Genomic DNA, 11,981 nt, shown 5'->3' with positions numbered 1-11,981 from the left:
AACACTGCGAGCGGCAAACTTCTCCTTTTGAGTGCGCTACTTGACGGGGAAGGCTACGGATGGACCGCGATCAACAAATCGAACACGCATTGCTCATGCGGGCCGATCGCTGGCCGCTTCATGCTCAAGGCGCAGACGAGGCCACTGCAGGTCGATCGCTATCTCCTTTCGCACTCCCGTTGCACCTGGCATTCAACTCGAAGGCAGTCTGCGCATCGCGGCATGTTTTGTTACCGCGGCAAGCGCTTGGCATCGGGCCTGCAATCCCGGTCGGCCCCTGCCAATCCGAGGGAACGTCGGTAGAAACTCGCCTTCGGCGCTGACAAACCGTGAATGCCAGGGCGACCGGCCTACTTCCTGGGCCGGTCGACGGCACTTAGCCACCCGGTGCCATTCGCCAAGTCGATTGAAACGTCGTAGTGCGCGAGGAAGGTCATGCCGAGGTTGCCGTCGACAATGAGGTCGAGTACGCGCGCCTCGCCGCTGACCGGACTCCCGTCGCCCACCATGGCCGTAAAATTTTGAACGGCCTTGCTGTCGGCTTTCAGGCCCAGCGGCGCAGCCAGATGCTTGCCGACGAGAACGAACCGACTCGTATTGCCCGAATCCATGAGGAACCATGCGGTTCCCTGCGGGGTTTTGACTGGCAAGGCCACATCGACCGCCATTCCTGCGGCGTCTCGGATGATATGGACCGGAAACGGCTTCCCGCCTTTGGGGATCTGCTGTGTCGCGCCACGGTCCCGTACGGTGATGGTCCGCCTCGAGTATGAGAACGTGATCGCCCGACCATCGAACACATCAAGACCCAGGGTGCCGTCGATCTTGGTACCTGGCGGGCTGAATTTGTTCAAGTCGAACACGCCCAGCGTATTCATTCGCACATGATGGTTGCCGATCTTGACGTCGACGTGGTCGCAGCGCTGCATGTCCAGCCGCTGTCCCGACATCTGGAACCCGGAAATCTGGCCCCAGACCTTGCAACCGATCTTCGAAGCAAACTCCGGGGTGATAGCGCTCACGCCTTCTCCGGTATCGAACGTAAACGTTCCTTCCTGCCCGCCTATGACTGCATGGACCAGCAGCCCTCGCTCCAGAAACTTGTCCATCGCGATGGTTTCGGATGCGAGCGCTTCGCCCATCGCCGCAAGGAAAAGCGAGACGGCCAGCAAAACGGTGCAGATACGTTTCATGTGGGTGCATCCATGGTGGCGCAGGGGGTTGAATTCTTTCGCCCGGTCGCAGGCGCCGGTGTCAAATGCACGCGCCCATGGTGAATCAGCGCGATCGCCTGGCTCGGGCTATTGGAGCCTACGTAGTGCGGTGCGGCACATGTGCCTTTCGTCATTGAAGCGACCGAACCGGATGGCAAAGCGCGACCACCCGTCCGCCATGATGAGCACCTAAGAACCATGGACGGGTCCGGCTGATCCATTCGAGCACCCGCGGCTGCCGTACTTCTTGAAGTCCACGGTGCGGCACCTCGCGCCGGACGACGCGTAGCCCATGGCTTATGCCGGGCGTGCACTTACTCCCGCCACCATAAGGAGCCCGCATCCCGCATGACCTCATGCAAGGCCTTGCTGCCACCGCCCTGGGCGAAGAAGGTCCTTTGCAGGCGCACCGTTACCCCGGCCTTGTCCAAATCGCCAAAGGCATGATTGTCTGCGGCCATGAACAATGTCTGATGGGGATAGTGCGCCGCCAATGCGATGACCGAGCGGTAGTCGGCCGTGTGGTCGAACCGGCCCGCAAGTAGGAAGACCTCCGTGTCCAGCCGATGCAGCTTGTCGAAGTCGAAGGTTGGCATGGGGATCTTGCCCGCTTCGAACAGCGAAACCAGCGGATGCGCGAGGTTGTATTGGTTTTCCAGGTCCGGGCAAACGGCCTCGCCACCCAGCCGTTCGCTCGCGCCGGACGGCTGGAAGAACTCGAACATGCGCACGGCGATGGCGATGCCCGCGGGAGAATCCATCAATCGGTCGATGGCATCGACCTGGTAATCGCGACGCGCGGCCGCATAGGCAGCGGCATTTCCTTCGGCCAATGCCTCGATCAGCGCGCTCCGCGCGGCTGGCAGCTTCGCCGGGTCGTGGAAAAAGTTCTGCCGTTGCAGCGTGCGCAGGATCGTCTCGCGTTCCTGCGGCCGGCTCGCCAACGCTTTCTTGAGCAAGGCCCGGTCGGTTTCGGTGAGTTGCTCCCAGAAGTGGTCCGAGTTCAGCCGGAGTTCGCGGATGAGAAAAGGGTTGAGCGGCGCCTGGGTGAAGGCGCGCGTGACATGTTCGCCATGGCGCGCAAGGTACTGGTGCACCAGGAAAGCGCCGCCGGAACGGCCATACAGCATCACCTTGCCGTCGGCGCCCAGCAGGTCGCGCCGGACCGTGTCGATGTCCTCGATCCACTGGTTGCTGTTGAAGACATTCCACGCCGCCAGCCAGTCTGGCTTGCCATGCGCATCCTGCGCGTGGCGGATGAATTCCGGCGTCGCCCCACGGCCGACGATGCCGACCACGTTGAAAGCGCCGCCGAACAGCGCATTCTGCAGGCTCGCGATCTGGCCGCGGCGGACGTAGAACTGCTGCGCGTCGGCGACGATGAAGATGGTCGGCTTGGATGGCTCGAAAGGCGCGCCAAGTTCGTAATACAACGGCGCACCACCCCGCGCCGGAGCGGCATGATCGAAGGGGACAGTGACCGTGCGGCCGAGGTCCGCTGCCGCATGCGCCGGCAAGCCGAGCACCATCGCGGCGCACAGGCAGACGAGCCGCAGCAGGCCGATCCGGAAACCCGGACATATGCCTTTTCGACCGAATGAACCGCCGATGCGAAACATCCTCGCGGTTGCCGCCAACAGGAATTGCCGCACGTCGCACCTCGGATCGGGCATATGTCGACGATCAAGATGCGCGCGCATGGGAAAACGTTGCAATCCGGCAGCGCCAACCGTCCATGAGGCCAGCGTGGGCCGCGGCGCAGTTGCAGGCCAGGATTCACAACGACTCGCGACACGGGGGGACGACAAGACCCGAACCGCAGGCTCAAGGCCTAGGGGCATGCCATCGGAGGCTCGATCCACATGCGGATGCAGCCACTTGGCAGGGCCTGCATTGCGCCCCTCCCGGACGCAATGCAGGCCGGCCAGCGGCAAAGAGGAGGTCGCCAGCAACACGTCATGAGCCGCGGCCGACCGGCCAGTCGGCATACCGGGCTCATTGCCCCATGGCCTGCCCAATCAGTAGGCAACGACGCATTCTCAAGCCCGCAGGAGCGGAGCGCTCGCGGCCTTCCTCGCCCGGATTGACAGCGATCTTTGCGTCGGCGCACATTCGCCCGGTTAAGGGGCCCATCTGGAGCCCTTCGCGGAGGAGCCCGATGGGTATCGACGTACGCAGCGTTTGCGCTCCGCTGCAGATGCTCGACAGGCCGGCATCCATCCGCTTCTATGAGGACGCCCTGGGATTCGAGGTGATCCAGACACCGCAACGCGAAGGCGACCGGTTCGATTGGAGGCTGCCCAGGCTGGGCGATGCGGAGATCATGTTGAACGCCGCCTACGAGGCACACGATCGTCCAGCCACCGCGGCCGCCGGCCGCGTTTCCCTGCACCTCGACGTATGCCCGCATTTCGGCTGCGCCGACATGGACGCCGCCTACGATCATCTGCGCGCAAGCGGCATCGAGGTCGAGCCGCAAGGTCGCTCCCTATGGCATGAAGCAGCTCTGCGTCGCCGATCCGGACGACTATCTCTTGTGCTTCCCGTGGCCCGCGACCTGATGGTTCATCGAGCCGGGCAGCCATGACGAAACCGGTCCCCAGCGAACTGGAGGGGTTCTACGCCGATCGGCCGGAGGCCGAGCGCCTGTTCCGGGGAACCGGCCAGCTCGAGCTCGTGCGTACCCGCGAACTCCTTGACAGCGTCCTGCCGGCCGCGCCAGCGGTGGTATACGACGTCGGGGGCGGCACCGGCCACCACGCCGCATGGCTGGCCGGGCGCGGTTACGAAGTCCACCTGATCGATCCGGTGCCGGAGCATGTGGCAAGGGCGTCGCGTGAATACGGGACGCTGGCTTCCGTGCAGGTCGGGGACGCCCGCTCCCTTCCGTGGCCGGACGCCAGCGCCAACGCCGTACTGCTCATGGGGCCGCTCTACCACCTGGTCGAACGCAGCGACCGGCTGCTTGCGCTGCGCGAAGCCCGGCGCGTGCTCGCGAAGCATGGCGTGTTGTTTGCGGTGGTCGTTCCGCGCTGGGCATCCGCCCTGGTTGGAATGCAGCACGGCTGGACCTACGACGGGAGTTACGCGGCGATGGTCCACAGGGAGCTCTCGACCGGCCAGCATCGGCGGCCAGGGGAATGGCCGCGCCTCCTGATGGACTGCTTCTTCCACGACTCGTCCGACATCGAGGCGGAACTCTCGGCGACCGGGTTCGAATCGATCCGGTGCCGCGCCATCGAAGGACCCGCGTGGATGAGCCAGGACTTCGACACGAGCTGGCAGGACCCGACGAGGCGCGAGCAGATCCTGGAGCTTTCCCGCGCGGCGGAAAACGTGCCGGAACTCCTCGCCGCCAGCCCGCACGTCGCCGTCATCGCACGTGCCGCACCTTGATCTCTCGATGAACGGCGCGTGCGCAACGACTTGTCGGGGAACCGCCCGTCTTTGCCGTCGCCGGGCATGACAGCGTGGAAATCTCCTTCGGCCTGACAGGGTCAGGCACGCTCATACAGCCTTCGGCGAGGACACGACGCCAGCGATCCGTTCAAGCCGGCGCGCCAGGCGTCCAGCGATGCCAGCCACCGTCAGGCATGCGCACCTGAAACGCTCGCCGGTGAGATGGCATGTCCGGCAGTTGTCGCGTGCTGGCGGGCTGCCGCTAAGATCGGCCGAACGCACCGATCACTCCAACGCACAGGGCCAAGCCATGGGGACGACTCTGAAGAGCGCGCTGCTGTTGTGCTTCCTTTCTGCGGGGCTGCCTGCGATGGCCGCCGCCGTACCGGCGGAATCGCCGCAGGCGCAGGGGCGGCTGTATGGCGTGAACGACATCCCGAAGCACTTCGAGGACGTGGTCCCCGGCGGCCAGGACTTCGTCAAGCGCGTCGAGATGATCCCCATGCGCGACGGGGTGAAGCTGTACACGGTCATCATGGTGCCGAAGGGCGCGCACGACGCGCCCATCCTGCTCACCCGCACCCCGTACAACGCGGACGAGCGCGCGGGCAACGCGCTGAGCCCGTCGCTGCTGTCGGCGCTGCCGCTGGGCGACGCCGTATTCGCGCAGGCGGGCTACATCCGCGTCTACCAGGACGTGCGCGGCAAGTACGGCTCGGAGGGCGACTACGTGATGATGCGCCCCGTGCGCGGGCCGCTGAACCCGACCCGGGTCGACCACGTCACCGATGCCTGGGACACCATCGACTGGCTGGTGAAGCACCTGCCCGAATCGAACGGCCGCGTCGGCATGATCGGCTCGTCCTACGAGGGCTTCACGGCGGCGATGGCCCTGCTCGAACCGCATCCCGCGCTCAAGGCCGCGGTGCCGGAGAGCCCGGTGATCGACGCCTACATGGGCGACGACTGGTTCCACTACGGCGCCTTCCGCAACCTGATGCTCGGCTACGTGCACATGCAGACCGTGCAGAAAGGGCCGGGCGCGGTCACGCCGAGCGACACCTACGACAAGTACGACGAGTACCTGCGCGCCGGCTCCACCGGGGACTACGTGCGCAGCCGGGGCCTCGACAAGCTGCCTTTCGTCGCGCGTGTGATGGAGCACCCGTCCTACGACGCCTTCTGGCAGGGCCAGGACCTGGCGAAGCTGCTGGCCGCCCACCCCTCCCCGGTGCCCACGCTGTGGGAGCAGGGCCTGTTCGACCAGGAGGACATGTGGGGCGCGAACCATGCGTGGCTGGCGCTGAAGGCCGCGGGCCACCTGTCCAACAACTGGCTGGTGCTCGGGCCGTGGTCGCACAGCCAGGTCAACGGCACCGGCTATGCCGCGGGGCCGCTCAAGTGGGAAGGCGACACGGCGAGGCAGTACAACCGCGACATGGTGCTGCCGTTCCTCGACCAGTACCTGCGCGGCGGCCCGCCGGCGCGCCTGGCGCGCGTCTCGGTCTACAACACCGGCGACAACCGCTGGGACCGCTTCCAGGATTGGCCGGCGGCGTGCGAGCGCGGCTGCGCGGCGGGGTTGAAGCCGCTCTATCTCGGCAAGGATTTCGGCCTGTCCTTCGACGCGCCCTCCGAGCCGGAGGCGGGCGACACCTACGTCAGCGATCCCGCCCGGCCGGTGCCCTTCCTGCCGCGCCCGGTGCTGGACCCGTTCTTCGCCTACGGCTCGACCTATGCCGGCTACATTCCCTGGAGCAAGTGGCTGCTGCACGACCAGCGCTTCGTGGACGGCCGGCCGGACGTGCTGGTGTACGAGACGCCGGTGCTGACCTCGCCGCTGCGCGTGCGCGGCATCCCGGTGGCCGACATCCGCGCCGCGACCACGGGAACCGACGGCGACTTCGTGGTGAAGCTGATCGACGTCTATCCGCCCAGCATGCCCAACGACCCGTCCATGGGCGGCTACGAGCTGCCGATCGCGCTGGACATCTTCCGCGGCCGCTACCGGGAAAGCTTCGGGCACCCGACCGCGATACCCGCCGGCGAGCCGCAGCGCTACCGCTTCGACCTGCCCAACGTGAACCACGTGTTCCAGCCGGGGCACCGGGTCATGGTGCAGGTCCAGTCGACGCTGTTCCCCCTCTACGACCGCAACCCGCAGACCTTCGTGCCGAACATCTTCAACGCGAAGGCGGCGGACTATCGCCCGGCGAACGTCACGATCCTGCGCTCCAGCCTGCAACCTTCCGCGGTCTGGTTGCCGGTCGTCGATCAGCCGTAGCGGCGCTTCCCGCGGGCCGCCGGCAATCGGCGGCCCAGGCGCACCGCAGCCATCGCCCAGGCGATGGCTGCGGATCAGCCCGCAACCGCTCGCGCGATCAGCCATACCCCCGCGGCCACGGCAACCACGCCGATGGCCTGCACGACGCGCTGGCCGGACGGGGCGAGCCGTTCGGCGGTGATGGCCGCGGTGACGACCGCCATCGCACGCAGGTCCATGACGCCGGTGGCCAGCAGTGCCGCCGTGAATCCGGCGCAGGAACAGCAGCAATGGCGGCCGAGGCGCAGGCCGTGCCACAAGGCGCCACCGGCACCCGGAAGCAACGGCGCGGCCTGCTCCGTACCGCCGCAGCAGGCCAGGTGGTGCGCCTTCCACGCAGTGAACTGCAGCGCGCCGGCCACCAGGACGACGACGCCGGTCGCCACGGGGACGGCGCGCGCCAGCGCCGGCAGTTGCATCTCGGCCGCAGCCAGCGCGACGCCCAGCGGATAGACGGCCATTCCGAGCGCGGCCCACGCGAGGAAATATCCCGTAGCCGCCAAGGTCGCCGCCGATCCCAGGCACGTCCCGCCCGCCTCGCGTACCGCCCGGCGATGGCGCCACAATGCCGGCGCCAGGGACGGCAGCATCATCGCCGCCGTCATCGCGATGCACATGCCCAGGAAGGACGCCGCATGCGCGGGCCACGCCTGCCCGCACATGCGCATCCACGCCATCGACAGGGTCCAGCCGCCGGGCATCGGCATGCCGCCCATCGCCGGCATCGAGAGGCTCCCGACGACCGTCGCGGCGACAGCGGCGGCGAAGAACAGGCCGCAGGCGGCCGCGAAGGCCAGGCCCGAATCCCGCCACGACGCCGCGCGGCCCGGCAAGGACTGCGCGGCGGTCGCGCCGGCGCCCATCGCGGTCAGCCCCGGGCGTATTCGTCGCGGCGGCGCCACCAGACGCCGGCCTCGTTGCGCCCGAGCGGCGCGCGGTCGAGCCACTGGTACATGTTCCAGAGGCCGTCCAGCCCGCGCGCGAAGGTGGCGTAGGTGTGGTAGACGACGCCGTCCTCGAGCACGAAGGCGCTCAGGCCCGGCCGGTCGCGCGTGTAGGTCGGCGCATCGGTGCCGCAGCAACCCGCCATCTTCGCCACCGGCTCGGGGTAGGCCGCCGCCTCGTCCATCGCATGGCCCTCGCGGCGGTAGTTGTATTCGACGCTGCCGTCGCGCTGCTGCCGCTCGCTGAACCAGACGCTGAAGTCGGCATTGAAATCGTTGCCGCGGGCGGAAGCCCAGGGAAACGTCCAGCCCAGCCGCTGCCTGTAGGCCTGCAGTTTCGCCAGCGGCGCCCGCGATACCGCGCACAGCGTGACGTCGTGGTGGGCGAGGTGGTCGACGATGCCGTTGAACCCGTCGGCGATGGCCGAGCAGGAAGGGCAGCCCGCGTCGTAGTCGGGCCCGAACATGAAATGGTAGACGAGCAGTTGCGAGCGCCCGGCGAAAAGCCCCGCCAGCGGGACCTCCCCTTCGTCGGTGTCGAAGCGGTAGTCCTTGTCGATGCGGACCCACGGCAGCGCCTGGCGCTGGCGTGCCAGTTCGTCGCTGCGCCGGGTCAGCGCCTTTTCCGCGGCGAGCAGGTCGAGCCGCGCGGCCAGCCAGTCTTCGCGCGTCGCAGTAGTGTGGCTTGTCATCGTCTTTCGCTCCCTCGGCAGGTTTCACCGTTCGCCCGGTCCGCGGACCGGCATGGTGATGGATGGTGGTGGGTGGTCGTGGGATACATTGGCACCGGGATACCGGACGGCGGGAGTGACAACCGTGGCGCGATTGACGTGAGCACAGGCCGATGGATTCGCTGATCACCGCCGCCGGCCGCGCGCTGGCCGCGGGCGACCCGCTCGGCGCGTTGAGCCGGGTCGCCCTGCGCGAGGACGCCCCCGCGCTCGCGCTGCGCGGCATCGCCATGGCGCAGCTCGGCGAGCTTGCCCGGGCGAAGGAACTTGTGCGGCGCGCGGCGCGCGCGTTCGGGCCGCGGGAGCCGGTGGCCCGCGCGCGCTGCATCGTCGCCGAGGCGGAGATCGCGCTGGCCTCGCGCGACCTGGGTTGGCCGCAGGAAGCGCTGGAAGCCGCGTGCGCGACGCTGGAGGCGCACGACGACCGCGTGAACGCCGCGCACGCGCGCTACCTCGCCGCCCGCCGCCTGCTCCTGCTCGGCCGCCTCGACGAGGCCGAACGGGCACTGGCCGGAACGGACGCCACGCCCCTGCCGGCGGCGCTGGCCGCCGCGCGCGAGCTGGTCGTCGCCGGCATCGCGCTGCGCCGCCTCCATGCGAACGCCGCGCGCACGGCGCTCGACAAGGCCCGCCGCGCCGCGCTCGCGGCGGGCATCCCCGCGCTGTCCGCCGAAGTGGACAGCGCCTCCCGCAGCCTGCACGAGCCGGCCGCGCGGCTGCTGGCGCGCGGCCGCGAACGGTTCCTCCGGCTCGACGAGATCGAGGCTCTGCTGGCCTCGGGAACGCTCGTGGTGGATGCCTGCCGTCATGCCGTGCGCGATGCCGGCGCGGTGGCGGCGCTGGCCACGCGGCCGGTGCCGTTCGCGCTCGCGCGCCTGCTGGGCGAAGCGTGGCCGGCGGACGTGCCGAGGCACGCACTCATCGCGCAGGCCTTCCGCACGCGGTACGCCGACGAGACGCACCGCGCACGCCTGCGCGTGGAGATCGGCCGGCTGCGCACGCTGCTGCGCGGGCTGGCCGACGTGCGCGCGACCCGGCGCGGGTTCGTGCTGGCGCCGCGTCGCGCACGCGAGGTGGTGGTGCTGGCGCGGCCGGTGGAGGAACCGCATGCGGCGGCGCTTGCCGTGCTCGCCGATGGCGAGGCGTGGTCCAGCTCGGCGCTGGCGATGGCGCTCGGCGCCAGCCAGCGCACCGCGCAGCGGGCGCTCGACGCACTCGCGGCGGCCGGCAAGGTGCAATCGTTCGGGCAGGGGCGCGCGCGGCGCTGGGTGACGCCGTCCGTGCCGGGATTCACGACAGCCTTGTTGCTCCCCGCGCCGCCATCGGGCGACTAGGATGCAGGTCGAGGGCCCGGGCACCATCAATCGCGTCTCTGGCTTCGTCCGCCACGCTTCCCGCCCGGCAGAAGGACGGCCGTATCGCTTCGGAGAAACCGCATGAACCGCTCCAGCGCCGACATCGTCCACGAGTACGGCCCCTTTCCCGGCGCCGATGCCGTGCATGGCGTGACGTTCGACGGCGCGCACGTCTGGGTCGCCCTGGGCGACCGGCTGGACGCCATCGATCCGGCGACCGGCAAGGCCCTGCGCTCGATCGACGTGGCCGCGCATGCGGGAACCGCCTTCGACGGCCGGCACCTGTTCCAGCTCGCCGAGGACCGCATCCAGAAGATCGATCCGCAGGACGGCCGCGTGCTCGCCACTATCCCGGCGCCCGGCGGCGGCGGCGATTCGGGGCTGGCCTGGGCCGAGGGAACGCTGTGGGTGGGCCAGTACCGGGAGCGCAGGATCCACCAGATCGATCCCGACACGGGCGCCATCCTGCGCACCATCGAATCGAAGCGCTTCGTCACCGGGGTCACCTGGGTCGACGGCGAGCTCTGGCACGGCACCTGGGAAAACGACGAAAGCGATTTGAGGCGCATCGATCCGCGGACGGGAGAAGTGCTGGAGCGGCTCGAGATGCCGCCCGGGGCAGGCGTGTCGGGCCTCGAATCCGACGGCGGCGAACGGTTCTTCTGCGGCGGCGGCGGCAGCGGAAAGCTCCGCACCGTCCGCCGTCCCGCGCGCAGCGGCAAGGCCGGCGGGAAAGGCGCGCCGGCGGCGAACGCCACCGGCGACTGACCGATCCCCCACCTGCCGCGCGACGGCGCGGGTACGGATCGCCGACGGCGCATGCACGGAAAATGCACACCCTCTTTCCGTAGCATCGGGCGCGGCAATCCCCCATCGGCAGCAGGAACCTCCGTTCCGGGCATGCCTTTGTCCCCGCCCGACCAGGAGGTCTCCATGCGCTCGTCCCCCCATCGCCTGCTGCGACGTTCCGGCAGCACCCTCGTCTTCGTCTCGCTGGCTCTGGCCAGCCACGCCGCGTTCGCGCAGAAATCGCCCGCGCTGGACCGCGTCAGCGTCTGGCTGGGCGGCTACTACGCCAATACCGACACCACCATCGGCGCCAGCGACAAGAGCGGCCAGCTCAAGGGCCACGTCAACCTGGAAGACGATCTCGGCTTCAAGGATCGCAAGGGCGTGCCGCGCGCGCGGCTGGATTTCCTGATCGGCGACAGCCAGGGCTTCTCGCTCGACTACTTCAGCGTGAACCGTTCGCGCAGCAAGTCGCTGTCGCGCAGCATCAGCTACGGCGGCAACGACTACAGCGCCTCCGCCGGCGTCCGCGGCAAGCTCGACTTCGATTTCGGCAGCGCCGCCTACCGCTGGTGGTTCGGCGAGGGCAACGACGTGTTCGGCCTGGGCCTGGGCGGCGCCTACTACCGCGTGCACGCCGGCATCAGCGGCGAGGCGAGCGCCATGGGCGAGTCCGTGCATGCGTCCAGCAGCAGCAACGACAGCGCCTGGGCCCCCATGCTGCAGCTGGGCTGGCGGCACGCCTTCAACGACCAGTGGCGCATGTACTTCGACGCCTCCGGCGTGAAGAAGAACGGCGGCAACCTCAACGGCCATATCTACAACGCCGCGCTCGGCCTGGAGTGGTTCCCGTGGCAGAACGTCGGCTTCGGCGCCGAGTACGGCTATTCGCGGATCAAGCTCAACCAGCGCAAGCACAACTACAACGCCGACCTCGACATGAAGCTGGACGGCCCGTCGCTGTTCGTGCGGCTGCGCTTCTGAGCCGGCGCCCCGGCTGCCACCGCTGCCCGGCCGATCCAGGCCATGTCCGCGCCCGCCTGCACGCGGCCGGGCGATTTCTCCTGATCGGCGATTTCTCCTGACCGCGTAAGTGCGGCATGACCTGCGGCCCGTTCGGTATACGTCGCCATCCTGGCAAGAGCCACGCACCGGTGGCTCCGGCCGGGCCGATACTCCCCGCACCGCCCGGGGAGGTTTTGCCCATCCGCAACGATGCCGCTAGC

10 protein-coding genes are annotated in these 11,981 nt (G+C 68.6%); 6 read left to right on the top strand and 4 right to left on the bottom strand.

The features are described from left to right. Positions 1-350: 350 nt before the first annotated feature. A complete protein-coding gene (locus tag ASG87_RS05925; protein ID WP_056002277.1) occupies positions 351-1,193 on the bottom strand; it encodes an aspartyl protease family protein in 843 nt (280 codons plus the stop codon). A 335-nt stretch (positions 1,194-1,528) separates the two neighbouring features. Next, on the bottom strand, positions 1,529-2,914 hold the full coding sequence (locus ASG87_RS05920) for an alpha/beta fold hydrolase (RefSeq protein ID WP_157510902.1): 1,386 nt from the start codon (positions 2,912-2,914) through the stop codon (positions 1,529-1,531). A gap of 458 nt (positions 2,915-3,372) precedes the next feature. Here ASG87_RS05920 and ASG87_RS05915 point away from each other — a divergent pair, with 458 nt between their 5' ends. The 3 genes from ASG87_RS05915 to ASG87_RS05905 all read left to right on the top strand — a co-directional run bounded on the left by ASG87_RS05915 (position 3,373) and on the right by ASG87_RS05905 (position 6,897). Continuing rightward, on the top strand, positions 3,373-3,801 hold the full coding sequence (locus ASG87_RS05915) for a VOC family protein (RefSeq protein WP_056002271.1): 429 nt from the start codon (positions 3,373-3,375) through the stop codon (positions 3,799-3,801). Beyond that, positions 3,798-4,610, top strand: a complete 813-nt coding sequence (locus ASG87_RS05910; protein ID WP_056002268.1) for a class I SAM-dependent methyltransferase — start codon at positions 3,798-3,800, stop codon at positions 4,608-4,610. The genes ASG87_RS05915 and ASG87_RS05910 overlap by 4 nt, the downstream gene beginning before the upstream one ends. A 313-nt stretch (positions 4,611-4,923) precedes the next feature. Then, on the top strand, positions 4,924-6,897 hold the full coding sequence (locus ASG87_RS05905) for a CocE/NonD family hydrolase (protein ID WP_082582773.1): 1,974 nt from the start codon (positions 4,924-4,926) through the stop codon (positions 6,895-6,897). A gap of 74 nt (positions 6,898-6,971) precedes the next feature. Here ASG87_RS05905 and ASG87_RS05900 read toward each other — a convergent pair whose 3' ends face one another. Together ASG87_RS05900 and ASG87_RS05895 are read right to left on the bottom strand one after the other, a co-directional pair. Continuing rightward, positions 6,972-7,799 carry a DUF2182 domain-containing protein gene (locus ASG87_RS05900; RefSeq protein ID WP_056002265.1) on the bottom strand — a complete coding sequence of 276 codons (828 nt, stop codon included), beginning with the start codon at positions 7,797-7,799 and terminating at the stop codon, positions 6,972-6,974. 5 nt (positions 7,800-7,804) lie between these two features. After that, complete coding sequence (locus ASG87_RS05895) at positions 7,805-8,572, bottom strand: DUF899 domain-containing protein (protein WP_056002262.1); 768 nt, start codon at positions 8,570-8,572, stop codon at positions 7,805-7,807. A gap of 152 nt (positions 8,573-8,724) precedes the next feature. On the opposite strand from ASG87_RS05895, the gene ASG87_RS05890 reads away from it, so the two are divergent. The 3 genes from ASG87_RS05890 to ASG87_RS05880 all read left to right on the top strand — a co-directional run bounded on the left by ASG87_RS05890 (position 8,725) and on the right by ASG87_RS05880 (position 11,739). Next, positions 8,725-9,945 carry a hypothetical protein gene (locus tag ASG87_RS05890; RefSeq protein WP_056002259.1) on the top strand — a complete coding sequence of 407 codons (1,221 nt, stop codon included), beginning with the start codon at positions 8,725-8,727 and terminating at the stop codon, positions 9,943-9,945. A gap of 102 nt (positions 9,946-10,047) precedes the next feature. Then, a complete protein-coding gene (locus ASG87_RS05885; protein ID WP_056002255.1) occupies positions 10,048-10,734 on the top strand; it encodes a PQQ-binding-like beta-propeller repeat protein in 687 nt (228 codons plus the stop codon). A gap of 165 nt (positions 10,735-10,899) precedes the next feature. Next, a complete protein-coding gene (locus ASG87_RS05880; protein WP_056002252.1) occupies positions 10,900-11,739 on the top strand; it encodes a hypothetical protein in 840 nt (279 codons plus the stop codon). The last annotated feature ends 242 nt before the right edge of the window (positions 11,740-11,981 follow it).

It is taken from the genome of Frateuria sp. Soil773, from assembly GCF_001428405.1.
Lineage (GTDB): Bacteria > Pseudomonadota > Gammaproteobacteria > Xanthomonadales > Rhodanobacteraceae > LMSL01.
Note: the sequence above shows the minus strand (reverse complement) of the source record. Positions and strands in the feature narration are given on the sequence as shown.